Source organism: Vibrio sp. SS-MA-C1-2 (assembly GCF_021513135.1).
Taxonomy (GTDB): Bacteria; Pseudomonadota; Gammaproteobacteria; order Enterobacterales; family Vibrionaceae.
Map to the genome: position 1 here is coordinate 2,843,274 of NZ_CP090981.1, position 16,711 is coordinate 2,859,984.

A 16,711-nucleotide genomic window follows, 5' to 3' on the forward strand; every position below is an offset into this window, starting at 1 on the left:
CATTTAATATAGAGAGATGATTTAATGGTTAAAAATACACTTGATGACTTCTACCTTTTTTGTCAGGTAGTCAAATATGGCAGTATGAAGAAAGTCAGCGAATTGACAGGACTTCCGATGTCAACCATTAGCCGTCGGATCTCTAATTTAGAATCTAGCACTAAAACAACACTTTTAATCCGAGCAAAAAATAAAATTTATCCAACCAATGATGGTAAGCGATTTTATGAACAGATTGGAGATAAAGCAGAGATGTTTTATCAGTCTATCGATAACTTAAAGAAAGACATGGGTGAAATATCAGGGACAGTTGTTCTTTCAATACCTAGCGCGTTTTATGCTTATCATCTCAATAAACACATTGTTAAATTATTACTAAAACACCCTGAGCTGATTATAAAAATCCAGACCCCAGAAAACCCCAATCAAATAAAAGATAATGTGGATATTGCATTAACAATCGGTGAGTTAAAAGACAGTAATCTCATTGCTCGAACATTGTTAAATGTTGGCATTTCTGCGGTAGCAAGCCCTGAATTTATTGAGCAAAATTTAGAAGAGATTGAAAATAATCACATCGAACAACTACCTTATATATCAACATGGGTTGATCCCACTCTTTATATAAAAGAACAAGATACCGATGAAATTATAAAAATAATACCCAATACAAAACTAGTATTAGGTACATTAGATCTTATTTATGAAGCACTTGAAATGTCCGTTGGTTTTTCAACTGTTCCGACACATCTCTTACCTGATAACTCTAAACTTGAAGTGATTCCATCGATAAGAATACCGAAGATCCAAGCATCATTAATGTACAGAAGTAGAAACAGTCAATCAGCGGCACAACAATTAGTGATTAAAACAATTTTAGATATATTCAAAGATATTAAGTTAGATTAACCTCTGCCATTACTCACCTCCCCTTTATCAATGAATGAAAAAAATAAAAGGGAGGCGCATTCTTCATCATAGACAAACCTATCCCTTTCACACTTAAAGTCGCTTGTTGACTGTATTCGTCTCCCCTAATCATAGATACCCTTCTTACTTGAAGTTGCTAGGTTATTGGCTACGTTCAATCATATAGCGCATCTAGACTCATGAGGCCTCACTTGCTTGCCGCCTACTAGTAATGCCAATTATTTTAGCTCTAGTTCAACAACACCTTTTCTTCAATATCCATAAATGAAACGCCCTCGGAATTGTCAGTTCCATTTTTATCTCTGGATATAAAATTAAAATCGTTTAATATTTAACTCATCAACAACGGGGAACAAATTAATAACCGTTACTTAATATTTAAACCCTGAATAATTTAAATATCACGACAACATTAAAATAGGTCTGACATTAAAAACCAAGGCATGATGGAATTGACAGTTCCAAATTAAGTTATCGAAATTAGTCAGGAATTTATTTACTATATAAACAAGACACACACTTTTAAAACATATAACCGTACATTTTATATATAGAAATCAAATACGCTTATTTTATATTTAAACTTTAAATTTAAAACAAGCCATTAAACATATCCGTACTGCAGCAAGAATATATTAACTAAATCTTGCTTAACAACCATTATTTATTTTAATAAAAGAGAATACAGCATGAAAATCACAATTTCAGATTATTTATTAACTCGTCTAAAAGAACTTAATGTCAACAAAGCGTTTGGTATTCCAGGCGATTACGTATTACCTTTCTTTGACCGTTTAATTGATGGCGAGCACGGTGTTGAACACGTATTAAGTCGCAACGAATTAAATGGCACTTACGCTGCAGATGGATATGCAAAAGTAAATGGTTTTGGTGCAATGGCAGTGACGTTTGGTGTTGGCTCATTAAGTACGGTTAACGCCGTTGCCGGTGCTTATTCAGATGATACTCCACTGATTGTTATTTGTGGCGCACCAGCAACGCCAGTGCTAAATACACCAACCGATAAACTTTACCATCATGTTGTTGGCAATGACTTTGATACTAGTTTAAAAGTATTTGAAAACATCACCATTGCCAGTGAACGTATTATGACGGCTGAATCAGCACCGGTGATTATCGATACCATGCTCCGTAAAGCGTATCAAATGAAAAAGCCTATTTACTTAGAGCTGCCTTATGATATTCAGACAACCATGATTGACGCACCGACCAGCGAACTTGATCTTATGTTGAATCAGTCATCTCAGCATAATTTAAATATCGCTCTCGATGCCGCTAAATCAATCATTATGGCAAGTAAAACACGCTCAATCGTTACAGGTCATCAATTACAACGTGAAGAGATGATTGATGAAGGGTTACAGTTAGTTGAACGATTAAATGCCGCTGTCGCAACGACCTTTACTTGTAAAATAGGCGTATTTGAAGATCACCCAAATGCAGTGGGTATCTACATGGGTAAAGTGTGTGAACCGTACACCAATGAGATGGTTGAAGGTGCCGATGTGGCTATTACATTGGGTGTGTCAAATAATGAGTTTGATACTGGGGTATTCTCTTCAGAAATTGGGCATGAAGAAGGTAAACACCGCATCACCATCGAACAAAACCGTGTTGTGATTGATCAAACGGTTTATGACAATGTCTTTTTACGTGAATTCTTACCTCAATTATTGGATTCATTAGTCGATGTCACTAAAGGTGTATTAAACCTTGAAGATCGTCGTAAATTTGCTTTTGAGCACAAAGATAAATTTGAAGCAACCGACGCGGCACTAACCATTGACCGTCTGTTCATACAGTTTTCTAACTACCTGAAACCTGGCGATCTATTTTATGCTGATACCGGTGGTTTCATTAACAGTTCACAAGCTGAATTCCCATCAGACATTGTGATGCACGGCTGTGGTAACTGGGGGTCATTAGGCGCTGGATTTGGTATGTTCTGTGGTGCTGTATTTACAGAAAAAGCCGATACAAGCCGTCTGGTCACGATTCAAGGCGAAGGGGCATTTAATATGTCAGCGCAAGAGCTATCAAACCTCATTGAATATAAGAAAGATGCGGTTATCTTTATCCTTGATAATTCAGGTTATGGCGCAGAGCGTGCTATTCACCCAGGAAAACAACGTTCATACAATGATATTCCGGTGTGGAATTATGAAGAACTGGGTGTTGCATTTGGTGGTACAAAAGGGGTAGATACTGATGGCTTTATTGTTCGTACCGAAAAAGAGATGGAAGCGACATTAACAACATTAGAAAATCCAAAAGGCGTGAATATTGTTCGAGTGATGCTAGACCCTTGGGATTCTGCATCATTTAACATTCGTTTTAGCCAGTTACTACGTCACTAATAAATACTTTTAAAAGTTAAAAATAGAGCTTTCTCATCCTTAGAGTTAGCTCTCTTTTCATTCATTATTAAATTTATTTTTCAAAGCAATAAACATTAATTTCAATAATTCATTTTAATATTATTTAAGTTAATACTTGTCAATATGAGTGTAAACATGAAAATTTTAAATAAAGTAAAATATAGTTCTTATATATTAGGGGCTACATTATTCTCTGGCTCTTTATTTGCTGACCAATTATTACCTATTCCAAAGTATGATGGTGATATTACTGATCGAGGTTATTTGTTAGGTGACCTTGGCGGTTACAGAACTAAGCTTGCAGATAAAGGCGTTCAAATAGATTTTTCTACTACCTCTGTTTTGCAAGGAATAACAGATGGTGGAGTGAGCCAAGGCAGTGAAGTCGGTACAAGTTACGACTTTTTAATGAATATTGATTTGATGAAGATGGGATTAGTTCCTGGTGGATTAATTACCATGCGATTAGAAGGCGATAGTGGTAGCTCGATTAATTCAGCTTCAGGTAACTGGCCAACCATGGCGCCAAATTACAATGCCATCATGCCGTTAACCGATATGCCTGGCGATGATAGTAATACTTTTGATCTGACAACACTTACATATACCCAGTTTTTATCAGAGAAATTTGGTGTTTTTATTGGTCGTTTTGATAATAACCATCAAGCCTACATGCAAGAATTTGCCGGTGGCGGCCAGAAGGTTGGCGAACGCGGCTTTATGAATATGTCGTTGGCATTAAATCCAATTGTTGCCAATTTACAGCCTTATACGACGGCTTTAGGTGGCGGTGCTTTTTATCAATTTACTGATAAATCAAGCTTAACTGTTATTGTCCAAGATGCACGAGAAAGTTCCAGTGAATTGGGATTAGATCAACTTGGAGAGGCTGGATACAATGTCTATGTGGGTTATTATCAGCAATATCAAATCAGTGACAAACCCGGCGGCCTATTTTTAGCGGGATTCTACAATAATAACGCCACCTTACCGGTTGTTTCAGGTAGAAAAGGTTCTCGTCTTGACAATGGTATGTCAATTGACCGTACAGAAACAAAACGTGAAGGCAGTGCAGTTGCTTTTAACCTATGGCAATACGTTTCCCTGTTTGATCAAAATTATGATGGTTCAGCACTTAATTTAACCGATAATACTCCAGACCTAAAAGGTATTGGTGTCTTTGTTCAAGGTGGTATGGCAGATCCTGATATTAGCTTACAAAAATGGAACATTGCTTTAGGTGTCGGTGGTAAAGGGCTTTTTGATAGTCGACCAAATGATACTTTCGGTATCGGTTATTATTATAATGCCATGAATGATTCAAAAGTATTGATGGGTAATGACTATTTACAAGTGATTGAAGATTCAAGAGATAACCAACACGGTTGGGAGCTTTATTACGACTTTGCCGTCACACCTTGGTTAAGCATAACACCAGATATTCAATTTAACTCATCAGATAGTATCGGAGTCGATGATAGCACTATCTTAGGTTTAAGAGTCAATATCACGTATTAAAATTAGTATTTGTCTGTCTTATACCTGAAGTAATTGGCGTTGCTAGTAGGCGGCAAGCAAGTGTGTCCCCATGAGTATAGGTGCGCTATATGATTGGGACGTACCAGCGTTGCCAACAACCTAGCAGCTTCCAGTCAAAAAAATATAAGTACCTAGTTCAACTGTATCTTTTCTTCAATATCCATAAATGAAACGCCCTCGGAATTGTCAGTTCCATTTTTATCTCTGGATATAAAATTAAAATCGTTTAATATTTAACTCATCAACAACGGGGAACAAATTAATAACCGTTAACTTAATATTTAAACCCTGAACAATTTAAATGTCACGACAACATTAAAATAGGTCTGACATTAAAAACCAAGACATGATGGAATTGACAGTTCCAAATTAAGTTATCGAAATTAGTCAGGAATTTATTTACTATATAAACAAGACACACACTTTTAAAATATATAACCGTACATTTTATATATAGAAATCAAATACGCTTATTTTATATTTAAACTTTAAATTTAAAACAAGCCATTAAACATATCCATACTGCAGCAAGAATATATTAACTAAATCTTGCTTAACAACCATTATTTATTTTAATAAAAGAGAATACAGCATGAAAATCACAATTTCAGATTATTTATTAACTCGTCTAAAAGAACTTAATGTCAACAAAGCGTTTGGTATTCCAGGCGATTACGTATTACCTTTCTTTGACCGTTTAATTGATGGCGAGCACGGTGTTGAACACGTATTAAGTCGAAACGAATTAAATGGCACTTACGCTGCAGATGGATATGCAAAAGTAAACGGCTTTGGTGCAATGGCAGTGACGTTTGGTGTTGGCTCATTAAGTACGGTTAATGCCGTTGCAGGTGCCTATTCAGATGATACTCCACTGATTGTTATTTGTGGCGCACCAGCAACGCCAGTGCTAAATACACCAACCGATAAACTTTACCATCATGTTGTTGGCAATGACTTTGATACTAGTTTAAAAGTATTTGAAAACATCACCATTGCCAGTGAACGTATTATGACGGCTGAATCAGCACCGGTGATTATCGATACCATGCTCCGTAAAGCGTATCAAATGAAAAAGCCTATTTACTTAGAGCTGCCTTATGATATTCAGACAACCATGATTGACGCACCGACCAGCGAACTTGATCTTATGTTGAATCAGTCATCTCAGCATAATTTAAATATCGCTCTCGATGCCGCTAAATCAATCATTATGGCAAGTAAAACACGCTCAATCGTTACAGGTCATCAATTACAACGTGAAGAGATGATTGATGAAGGGTTACAGTTAGTTGAACGATTAAATGCCGCTGTCGCAACGACCTTTACTTGTAAAATGGGCGTATTTGAAGATCACCCAAATGCAGTGGGTATCTACATGGGTAAAGTGTGTGAACCGTACACCAATGAGATGGTTGAAGGTGCCGATGTGGCTATTACATTGGGTGTGTCAAATAATGAGTTTGATACTGGGGTATTCTCTTCAGAAATTGGGCATGAAGAAGGTAAACACCGCATCACCATCGAACAAAACCGTGTTGTGATTGATCAAACAGTTTATGACAATGTCTTTTTACGTGAATTCTTACCTCAATTATTGGATTCATTAGTCGATGTCACTGAAGGTGTATTAAACCTTGAAGATCGTCGTAAATTTGCTTTTGAGCACAAAGATAAATTTGAAGCAACCGACGCGGCACTAACCATTGACCGTCTGTTCATACAGTTTTCTAACTACCTGAAACCTGGCGATCTATTTTATGCTGATACCGGTGGTTTCATTAACAGTTCACAAGCTGAATTCCCATCAGACATTGTGATGCACGGCTGTGGTAACTGGGGGTCATTAGGCGCTGGATTTGGTATGTTCTGTGGTGCTGTATTTACAGAAAAAGCCGATACAAGCCGTCTGGTCACGATTCAAGGCGAAGGGGCATTTAATATGTCAGCGCAAGAGCTATCAAACCTCATTGAATATAAGAAAGATGCGGTTATCTTTATCCTTGATAATTCAGGTTATGGCGCAGAGCGTGCTATTCACCCAGGAAAGCAACGTTCATACAATGATATTCCAGTATGGAATTATGAAGAACTGGGTGTTGCATTTGGTGGTACAAAAGGGGTAGATACTGATGGCTTTATTGTTCGTACCGAAAAAGAGATGGAAGCGACATTAACAGCATTAGAAAATCCAAAAGGCGTGAATATTGTTCGAGTGATGCTAGACCCTTGGGATTCTGCATCATTTAACATTCGTTTTAGCCAGTTACTACGTCACTAATAAATAAGCTTAAAGATAGAGCTTTCTCACTCTTAGAGTTAGCTCTATACCTAAAATAATTGGAGTTGCTAGTAGGCGAACGAGTACAGCCAACAACCTAGCGACTTCAAGTATAAAGGGTATAAATACTTTTAAAAATAAGATTAATATCTCCCCTATAAACAAAGTGAAAAGCAACTCTTACATTCTAGTTTTAAGGATCAACATTACTTATTAAAATGGAGGTTAGATTTTGTCTGATCTTATATTTCTTAGCGGTTATTATTTACCACCTGTAGTTAAACTATTATTTATCACTTTAATTATTTGGTTACCAATCCGTATTCCATTATTAAAGTTTTCACTAAAAGTAAGTCCATCAAATAGTTCTTTATGTCAGTTCTGTTTTTTCATGCTTGTTTTTAGTTCAATCACACTTCTTTATTTTGGTCATTAATATGAAAAAGTTATTAAATATCGCTTTACCAATCCTATTAATTGCAGCTGTATTTTTTGTTGGAAATAAAGCTTGGAACCTCTACATGAATACACCATGGACCAGAGATGGCCGTGTTCAAGTTGAAATTGTTCAAGTTACACCTGAAGTTAATGGCAAAGTTAAAAGACTATATATCACTGATAATCAAGAAGTAAATAAAGGTGACTTACTTCTTGAAATCGATCAAACCGATTATGTATTAGCATTAGAAAAAGCCAAGTTAAATGCAGAGTCTCTAGAGATACAATTAGAAACGGCAAAAGATACGTATGAGAGAGATTTAAAAACAAAAGAGTTCGTGTCGGCAAAACAATTAATTGACGATAAGTTCAACGTTAAACAATTAAATGCAAGCTTAAAACAGGCTAAAGTTGAAATAAATAATGCTGAGGTTGATCTTAAGCGTACCAAAATTTATGCCATTGAAGATGGATATATTACTAACCTTAACTTACGCCAAGGCAATTATGTCTCTGTCGGAAAACCTCTTTTTGCTTTAGTTGAAGAAAAAACATTTTATTTAACCGGTTATTTTACTGAAACATCGGTGGGTCACATCGAAATAGGACAGAAAGCAAAAGCAAGTCTAATGATCAATGATCAAACCGTTAACTTGAGAGTCTCTGGTATTGGTCGTGCCATCGTAGATCAAAGTGCAGATAACTCAGGTTTAGTCTCAAATGTTAACCCAACCGTTCCTTGGGTAAGATTAAGTCAACGAATTCCAGTTCGCTTCGAGATTGTTGACGATATCAGTACACTACGATTAGCTTCAGGATCAACTGCAACCATCTCTATTGAGGAGTAAATTATGCTAGTGATTAATTATCTACGTGAGATTGACTCTCCTAATCTGAAAAAGGCCTTTATGGTTTCCACTGCGATGATTATCACTTGGTTACTATGCATTCAACAAGGATCAGGGTATGTCTCAGCAGGTGTGATGTCAGCAGCGATGTTTATGGCTGAAAAAAATAGTGGTAGTCGCTTTAATCGTGTCTTATCTCGTTCCGTTGCAACGATATTAGGTGGCGCTACCGTTCTATTTATTGGTGAGTTTGCTTTAGTTGATGCTTTTGTTTTCAATACCCTTGTGATTGTTATTGTTGCTCTATTTACATTTCTAGCGGCCTTGAATAAAGGATTAAATCCATATATTGCTTATGTTTTTGCGATGGCAGGATTAACCGTTTGCTTTACTGGCTTTCCAACGACGTATAATCCATCATTAATCTCACTTTGGAATAATACACTACCTCGATTAATGGGAATGTTTGTTGCTATTATTGTTGCAGAGGTTGTTTCTGGAATATTCACTCGTGGTAAACCAAATAATGAATTCGCCATTAAAGAACAACAGCAAAAGAATTTAATTCGCCAGTTAATGAGAAAGCCTCTCTACATGGGTGATGATAAAACACAGTTTTTTACTAAGTTAAGTGCTGATGCAAAAGCCCTTTATCTTCAATATGCAGATATACGCACCTTAGCTTATTTATTGAGTAATAAATTTGATATAAAAAAACAGGGTTACCTCTATATATTGCAATTTATTAAGCAAACTAACACCTTAAATAATCTATTAGACTCTGAACTTTCAGAACAAGATAAAATTAAATTTAACCTTTATTTTTCTTTAATGAATAAGGCACAAAGTGTAGAAAAAACCATAACAGATCTAAAGCGTGAATTTACGTTTAGCCTTAAAGCTCAACAACACTTAGAAATGTTTCTCGATACGGCAAGTCAAATTCAAAAGTTAGAAAATAATCAGAAACCTAAAGAGATATTTCAAACATTAAATTGGAAATTAGCCTTTAAAAATAGTTTACGTTGCTTTTTAACTTTGATGATCATTTCTTTCTTTTGGTTTAGCAGTGATTGGTATAAAGGGGCGAATACCATGATGCTAGCTGGTACATTATGTGTCATGTTCTCCGCTCTCCCTATCCCGGGTAAAGCAGGTTCAATGCTCTTTTTTGCTGGTCATTTTTTATGTGTTATTGTCGCTTATATTTTGGAATTTTTCATCATGCCGGGAGTGATTCACCCTAGCGTTCTATTTGCTGTTGTTGGTGTTTATTTGATGATCACGACTTATAAGATGAATACCATAAAAGGCCCATTATCAATGATATTCTTCTTTATGATGTTATTTTGGCCTGCCTATACCGATTTAGCGAATATCCCAGGCTTTAATGAAGAGAGTTTTATTAATACGGCAATTGCAAACTTATTAGCCGCTCTAATATTTCGTTTTATGTTTGAAGTTATAAAGGAATAAGTCACTTATTTAAAAAGCTAGAGAGTCGATAAGCCAACTTAATACTCCACTCTCTATCTTCAATAATAATATCCATTACCCAAAATAATTGGAGTTGCTAGTAGGCGGCAAGTGAGTGGGGCCCCATGAGTATAGGTGTACTCTATGATTAGGGCGAACGAATACAGCCAACAACCTAGCGAATTCAAGTATGAAGGGTATATGACTAACTCCTTTAAGCCACTTAAGTTATTAATAAAAAAGTTCAGATTCACAGTAAAAAACACAGTGAATCCGGACATTATTGACTCTGTTTCAACTTCAAATTAATCCCTATTTCAACGATGAGGAAATTATGAAAATAAAATCTATCCTACTGTTTTCTTTATTTGGTTTATTAAGCAATAACACTTATGCTCAAAACCTTTCGACTATTTATAACCAAGCTAAAGAAACAAACCCAGAATTACTACAAGCGAAAGCAACAAAACAATCTGCATTTGAAGCTATCAATGAATCAAGAGCTGCTCTATTACCTCAAATTAATCTCGATGCAGGATTTAACTTTATACGAAGTGACCAACAAGGAGGAGATCTAAATACATCAAATCTTGGCGTTACACTTAATCAAAGTATTTATAATCGTGCAAATTGGATAAATTTAGATATTGCCGCACTGAATGCACAAGCTAGCGATACTAATTATGCATCCGCTCAACAAGAATTAATGCTAAATACAGTATCCGCTTATTTTGATATTTTAAAATCAATGGATCAATTACGATTTATTCGTTCAGAGAAAAAAGCGGTTGCTCGTCAACTCGAACAAGTAAAAGATAAATTCAAAGTGGGTTTAACACCGATCACCGATGTTCATGATGCCCAAGCTAGCTATGATAGTGTTTTAGCCAGTGAGATTATCGCTGAAAATAACCTAGATAATAGTTTTGAATCATTACGAGAAATTACAGGTATTGAATACAAAAAATTAAGTACATTAAATCTCAGTCATTTTTCCGCTGAAAAATTACCTAACTCTGTATCAAGTATAGAAAAAGAAGCATTAGAAAAAAATCTATCGATCATTACCGGTCAAATGGAACAGACTATTTCGAAAAGAGAGATTAAATTAGCAGAATCCGGTCATTTACCAACACTAAGTTTTAATGCAGGCTATGATTTAACAAAGCAAGATTATCAAGACAACGTGAATGAATCATTGAGTGATACCAGTAATGACTTCACTGCTGGAATTAACTTAAACGTACCTCTTTATAGTGGTGGTGCAATAACATCTAGAACAAAACAAGCTCAGTTTAATTTTGTCGCTAAAAGTGAAGCATTAAAAAACACACATCGTGATGTCATTAAAACAATTAGAGCATCCTTTAATAATATCAATGCTAGCATCGGAACCGTACATGCTTATCAGCAAGTCGTGATCTCAGCTCAAAGCGCATTAGATGCGAATGAAGCGGGCTATCAGGTCGGTACTCGAACTATTGTCGATGTCTTAAATGCAACACAAAGTCTTTATGATGCAGAAAGTGAACTATCAAGTGCAAGATATGATTATTTACTGAATAAAGTAAAACTTAAAAAAGCAGTAGGTACCTTAAGTAATGAAGATCTTTCAGCGATAAACAGCATATTAAATTAAATTTTTAATCCGATATAAAAAAGCCCGAAGTAAATACTTAAAAAGTATCAACTTCGGGCTTTTTATTGATTAGTTTATTGGCTTAACCAAGAAAGCTTAATCAATATAAAGTGCGAAATGGTCAGCACAATCTAATAATTGCTGCTTAGTTAGCATAAATACGCCGTGACCACCAAACTCAAACTCAATCCAAGTAAATGGAATATCTGGGTACTGTTCTTGCATGTGAACCATTGAGTTACCCACTTCACAGATCAAGATACCTTGAGCTGATAAATAACGTGGCGCATTTGCAAGAATACGACGTACCAATTTAAGGCCATCACTGCCTGCCGCTAAACCTAATTCAGGCTCGTGACGGAACTCATCTGGCAGAGAATCCATATCTTCCTGATCAACATACGGCGGATTTGTTACAATCAGGTCATATTTATCTTCTGGTAGATCACGGAAGAGATCAGAGCGTAACGGGAAGACTTGTTGATCCATCTGGTGATTATGAATATTAATCTCAGCAACGGTTAAAGCATCTGTTGAAATATCAACGGCATCAACTTCTGCATCAGGGAAAGCATCCGCACAAGCAATCGCAATACAGCCACTACCAGTACAAAGATCCATGATACGCAGTGGCTCTTGGGTTAAAAATGTCTCAAAACGGCTGTTAATCAATTCAGCAATAGGTGAACGAGGTACTAACACACGCTCATCTACAAAGAATTGCAAGCCACAGAACCAAGCTTGATTTGTCATATAGGCAACAGGTGTGCGATCATTAATACGACGAATGACACGTTCCACGACACGTAAACGCTCACTGCTCGTTAAACGAGAATTGAGTAAGCTATCTGGAAAATCCAGTGGTAAATGAAGTGTTGGCAAGATAAGCTGAATCGCTTCATCCCACTCATTATCAGTACCATGACCGTAGAATAGACCTGCGGCATTAAAGCGGCTTACAGTCCAGCGCAGCATATCTTGCACAGTGTGAAGATCATTAACTGCTTCGTCGACAAAAATTTTGTCCAATTTAGCCTCCATTTGACGCTACAATATAACGCTAAACCTAAAAGAAGTAGATTTGCGATATGAATAAAAAAAATCAATTACAGAAGAAGAGCTGTCCCTTTTCAAAGATGCTATCAAAGGAACGAAAAAGATAGTTAATCATAACATAACCCACAAGCCTGCACGTAAAATTTCGCCTCAAAGAGCTCAGCAAGCGGAAGTTAGACGGGAGCAAGACAGTGAATTTTACTTCTCTGATCAGTTTGAACCTCACTTTAATGAAGAGGGACCGATGCGTTATGCTCGCGATGGCGTCTCAAAATATGAAGTAAAACGATTACGACGCGGTGTCTATACCCCTGAAATCTATCTTGATCTTCACGGTATGACGCAAAAAGAGGCAAAAAGAGAGATTGCGGCGTTAATGATTGAATGTGTAAAAGAGCATCTACATTGCGCATGTGTTATGCATGGGATTGGCAAACATATTCTGAAAAAGAAAACACCAGAGTGGTTAGCTCAGCACCCTGATGTTCTTGCTTTTCACCAAGCGCCATTAGAATTTGGCGGTGATGGCGCGCTGTTAGTACTGATTGATCTACCTGAATATAGCTAAGATAAACTTAGCATCAAGTTCTTAAACTAGCATTAATTAACTAAGTTTACGATTTTGATAAGTCATGAGGAGCATAGTGCCATAACAAGGTGCCTGCTGCGCTCTCAATATCATAATCAATGCCAACAATCGATGAGGTCGCAAACATCGGTGGCATCAATCCAGGAACTAATTCCGCAGAAAGGTAACCAACTAAAGGCAAATGAGATATAATAAGCAATGATTTTAGTGGTTTAACTGCGGCGGTCGCTTGAATAAAAGAGGCAACATCTGACTCATGCCCATGAGGTGTAATATCTTCAATGGTCTCGACCGACTGAAGCGCGGTAATATTTTGGCTTACTGCTTTCCAAGTTTGTTGAGCTCGCAAGTAAGGGCTTACCCAAACTGCATCCACATCAGGAAAGTGGCTAGATAACCATTTCGCCATTTGAGCTGACTCATTCTCACCTCTCGCGGTTAATGGGCGTTGAGAATCACTGGCAGCAAAAGCTTGAGCTTCGCCATGACGCATAATAAAAACTTTCATTATAGACATTTTAATTTTTACCTTTACTACACTAATAACAATAGATGAGATATTTCAGCTGTAGAATCTTTATTAATGATTTTAGCACTTCCATTATCACTTTGCAGTTTCATTTATAGAGTCATTGATAAAATATCATAAGCATTTAGTTGAGCTACTCTTTATAAAAACCTTCTTATTAGCAAGGAGTTACCATGCATACCAGCCCAAATGATCACAAACAATATAAGTATATTCAACTGGATAATCAGTTGCGTGTCTTACTTATTAGTGATCCGAAAACTCCTCGTTCAGCGGCTTCATTAGCTGTCAATATTGGGCATTTTGATGATCCTATTGATCGCGAAGGCATGGCTCACTTTTTAGAACATATGCTGTTTTTAGGCACAGAACCTTTTCCTCAAGTTGGTGAGTTTCAAAAATATATCGCCCAGCATGGTGGCAGCAATAATGCTTGGACTGCCAGTGAGTTTACCAACTACTTTTTTGATATCAATAATTCATCATTTGAAAGTGGGATTGCACGCTTTAGTCAATTTTTCATCTCGCCACTTTTCAGTGCTGACGCAGTAGACAAAGAACGAAACGCTGTTGAGTCTGAATATCGATTAAAAATTAATGACGATAGCCGAAGAATTTACCAAGTTCAAAAAGAGACCATTAATCAAAAACACCCCTTTTCACAGTTCTCAGTTGGCAATTTAGACACATTATCAGACAGAGGTGAACAAGAGAAAGACTCTATCCGCGCAGAGCTTATTGCATTTTATCAGCAACACTACTCTGCCAATATTATGTCATTGGTACTACTATCTCCTGATTCTTTAGATGATCTAGAAAAATTAGCTCAACACTATTTTGTTGACGTTCCTAACCATCAAAAAGAGAAAGAGACGATTAATGAGCCTTTAGTTACCGAGCAACAATTAGGACAATTTATCTCAATATCACCGTTAAAAGAGTTGAGAAAGTTATCACTTCAATTCTTTTTACCTTCATTAAAGCCTTACTATAAAAGTAAACCTTTAACTCATATTGCCCATCTATTGGGCTATGAAGGTGAAGGCAGCCTATTCTCCTACTTAAAATCAAAAGGATTAGTTGAAGCTCTTTCTGCTGGCGGCGGTATAAGCGGCAGTAATTACCGTGAATTTACTATTAGCATGATCCTAACAAAAATAGGGCAATCAGCGATTGATGAAATTGTTGAGGCTATCTTCTATTATTTAGAACTGGTAAAACAACAAGGTATTAATCAATGGTGTTATCAAGAGAAACGCTCAGTAATGGAGATGGCATTTCAACTTCAAGAACAAGCGAAACCGATTAATATCGTTAGCCATTTAGCCAGTAATATCCACCATTATCACCCCAATGACATTATCTATGGCGATTATATGATGGAGACGTTTGAACCTGAACTGATTCAACAGCTATTATCACAAATTACTGTTGATAATATGCAGATCACTTTAATTAGCCCCGATACAATTCCAACCAAAGAAGCAAAATGGTATCAAACGCCCTATTCAGTCACAGCATTAACTGAAGAGCAAAAACAGCGTTGGCGTGCTCCTCAAGCAATTGCAGCGTTGTCATTGGCAAAACCTAATCCATTTATCAGTCAAAACTTGCAACCTCTTGCTGTCGAAGAGACAGCATCTGATATGCCAATCTTATTAGAGAATAGTGAAGGCTTTCGTTTATGGCACCAACAAGATCAGCAATTTAAACTACCAAAAGGGACGATTTATATTGCCATCGATAGTCCTCATGCCATTTCAACAGAACGCAATATCGTTAAAACCAAGCTCTGTATCGCGCTATTATTAGATGGTATTAATGAGTCAGCCTACCAAGCTGAAGTTGCCGGTTTGCACTATAATATTGTTGCTCACCAACAAGGGATTACTCTACAGCTTTCAGGATTAACTGAGAAACAGCCCGTATTATTAGCATTATTAATTGAGCAATTTAAGCAATATGATTTCCAGCCTGAGCGTTTTACGATCATTAAAGATCGAATGCTGCGTCAGTGGAAGAATTCGGCTAAAGATAAACCTATCTCACAGCTATTAAATAACCTGACTGGCCTATTACAGCCAAATAGTCCACCCACACCTGTTTTAATTGAAGCATTAAATAGTATTGAATTTGATGAACTGCCTCTCTTTGTTCATTCTCTATTTAGTGAGCTTTTTGTTGAAGTTTTTGTTTACGGTAATTGGCATCAAAAGCAAGCACTTGAGGTCGGTGAACAAGTGAAAAAGTCCCTCTATATTGAAGGACAAAAATACCAAGAAACCAGCCGACCTCTCTTTATGCTCGGAGAGTGCGGCACCATTAATTTTCCGATAAACTGTAACCATACGGACTCAGCCATCTTGGTTTACCATCAATCCGATGATACCAGCCCAGAGAGTATTGCTCGTTATATTTTGACCAACCACCTACTCTCTGCAACCTTTTTCCACGAGCTAAGAACCAAACAGCAATTAGGGTATATGGTCGGAACCAGTAATTTGCCATTAAATCGTTTTCCGGGGATTATCTTCTATATTCAATCCCCCTCAGCAGTGCCAAACCAATTAATCGGTGCCATTGACCATTTTCTTAATGCTTTTTCACTTATTCTATTAGAGTTAAATGAAGAAAGCTGGTGCAACAGTAAGCAGGGATTGATTGATAAAATTGCCGCACCAGATACGCAATTAAATGCTAAATCGCAACGACTTTGGGGCAGCATCAATAATAAAGATTGGCAATTCTCACAACGAAAAAATGTCACCTCTGCCATACAATCATTTAGTCGCAGGGACATTATTCAGTTTATTGTCACTCAATTAAAACCACGAACAGCTAACCGCTTAATCATGCATTACAGTGGCAAAAAACAAACCTACCAAGCTTTAGAGGTAGGAACTGAAATTAACTCTATCGATGAATTTCAGCAGCAACATGTTATTCATGAGAAAATCTAAGTACATAAATAGATAAATAGATAAATA

11 protein-coding genes are annotated in these 16,711 nt (G+C 36.7%); 9 read left to right on the forward strand and 2 right to left on the reverse strand.

Translation table 11 applies throughout. From position 1 onward, the window contains the following. Positions 1-24: 24 nt before the first annotated feature. The 7 genes from L0B53_RS17195 (at position 25) to tolC (ending at position 11,550) form a co-directional block, all read left to right on the forward strand. Complete coding sequence (locus tag L0B53_RS17195) at positions 25-909, forward strand: LysR family transcriptional regulator (protein WP_235060812.1); 885 nt, start codon at positions 25-27, stop codon at positions 907-909. Positions 910-1,619: 710 nt separating this feature from the next. After that, a complete protein-coding gene (locus L0B53_RS17200; RefSeq protein WP_235060813.1) occupies positions 1,620-3,308 on the forward strand; it encodes a thiamine pyrophosphate-binding protein in 1,689 nt (562 codons plus the stop codon). 156 nt (positions 3,309-3,464) lie between these two features. After that, complete coding sequence (locus L0B53_RS17205) at positions 3,465-4,847, forward strand: carbohydrate porin (RefSeq protein ID WP_235060814.1); 1,383 nt, start codon at positions 3,465-3,467, stop codon at positions 4,845-4,847. Positions 4,848-5,460: 613 nt separating this feature from the next. Further along, positions 5,461-7,149, forward strand: coding sequence for a thiamine pyrophosphate-binding protein (locus L0B53_RS17210; protein ID WP_235060815.1), 1,689 nt, complete (start codon positions 5,461-5,463; stop codon positions 7,147-7,149). 437 nt (positions 7,150-7,586) lie between these two features. Beyond that, positions 7,587-8,435, forward strand: a complete 849-nt coding sequence (locus L0B53_RS17215) for an HlyD family secretion protein (RefSeq protein WP_235060816.1) — start codon at positions 7,587-7,589, stop codon at positions 8,433-8,435. 3 nt (positions 8,436-8,438) lie between these two features. Further along, complete coding sequence (locus tag L0B53_RS17220) at positions 8,439-9,911, forward strand: FUSC family protein (RefSeq protein ID WP_235060817.1); 1,473 nt, start codon at positions 8,439-8,441, stop codon at positions 9,909-9,911. Between the two features lie 331 nt (positions 9,912-10,242). Next, positions 10,243-11,550, forward strand: a complete 1,308-nt coding sequence (gene tolC / locus L0B53_RS17225; RefSeq protein WP_409202843.1) for an outer membrane channel protein TolC — start codon at positions 10,243-10,245, stop codon at positions 11,548-11,550. 96 nt (positions 11,551-11,646) lie between these two features. Here tolC and prmB read toward each other — a convergent pair whose 3' ends face one another. Next, positions 11,647-12,579: a 50S ribosomal protein L3 N(5)-glutamine methyltransferase gene (gene prmB, locus L0B53_RS17230; protein ID WP_235060819.1), complete on the reverse strand. Its 933-nt coding sequence runs from the start codon at positions 12,577-12,579 to the stop codon at positions 11,647-11,649. A gap of 76 nt (positions 12,580-12,655) precedes the next feature. On the opposite strand from prmB, the gene smrB reads away from it, so the two are divergent. Next, positions 12,656-13,174 carry an endonuclease SmrB gene (smrB, locus tag L0B53_RS17235; protein ID WP_235062285.1) on the forward strand — a complete coding sequence of 173 codons (519 nt, stop codon included), beginning with the start codon at positions 12,656-12,658 and terminating at the stop codon, positions 13,172-13,174. A gap of 46 nt (positions 13,175-13,220) precedes the next feature. On the opposite strand, the gene sixA is transcribed toward smrB, so the two are convergent. Further along, positions 13,221-13,712, reverse strand: coding sequence for a phosphohistidine phosphatase SixA (gene sixA / locus L0B53_RS17240; RefSeq protein WP_409202816.1), 492 nt, complete (start codon positions 13,710-13,712; stop codon positions 13,221-13,223). Between the two features lie 185 nt (positions 13,713-13,897). Between sixA and L0B53_RS17245 the strand changes: the two genes are divergently transcribed. Continuing rightward, positions 13,898-16,684: an insulinase family protein gene (locus L0B53_RS17245; RefSeq protein WP_235060820.1), complete on the forward strand. Its 2,787-nt coding sequence runs from the start codon at positions 13,898-13,900 to the stop codon at positions 16,682-16,684. Positions 16,685-16,711 lie beyond the last annotated feature (27 nt).

Bases quoted from the DNA above. Each gene is read 5' to 3' on its own strand.
- L0B53_RS17215 (WP_235060816.1), top strand. From the start codon at position 7,587: ATGAAAAAGTTATTAAATATCGCTTTACCAATCCTATTAATTGCAGCT.
- L0B53_RS17195 (WP_235060812.1), top strand. From the start codon at position 25: ATGGTTAAAAATACACTTGATGACTTCTACCTTTTTTGTCAGGTAGTC.
- L0B53_RS17205 (WP_235060814.1), top strand. From the start codon at position 3,465: ATGAAAATTTTAAATAAAGTAAAATATAGTTCTTATATATTAGGGGCT.
- L0B53_RS17210 (WP_235060815.1), top strand. From the start codon at position 5,461: ATGAAAATCACAATTTCAGATTATTTATTAACTCGTCTAAAAGAACTT.
- L0B53_RS17200 (WP_235060813.1), top strand. From the start codon at position 1,620: ATGAAAATCACAATTTCAGATTATTTATTAACTCGTCTAAAAGAACTT.
- L0B53_RS17245 (WP_235060820.1), top strand. From the start codon at position 13,898: ATGCATACCAGCCCAAATGATCACAAACAATATAAGTATATTCAACTG.
- sixA (WP_409202816.1), bottom strand. From the start codon at position 13,712: ATGTCTATAATGAAAGTTTTTATTATGCGTCATGGCGAAGCTCAAGCT.
- L0B53_RS17220 (WP_235060817.1), top strand. From the start codon at position 8,439: ATGCTAGTGATTAATTATCTACGTGAGATTGACTCTCCTAATCTGAAA.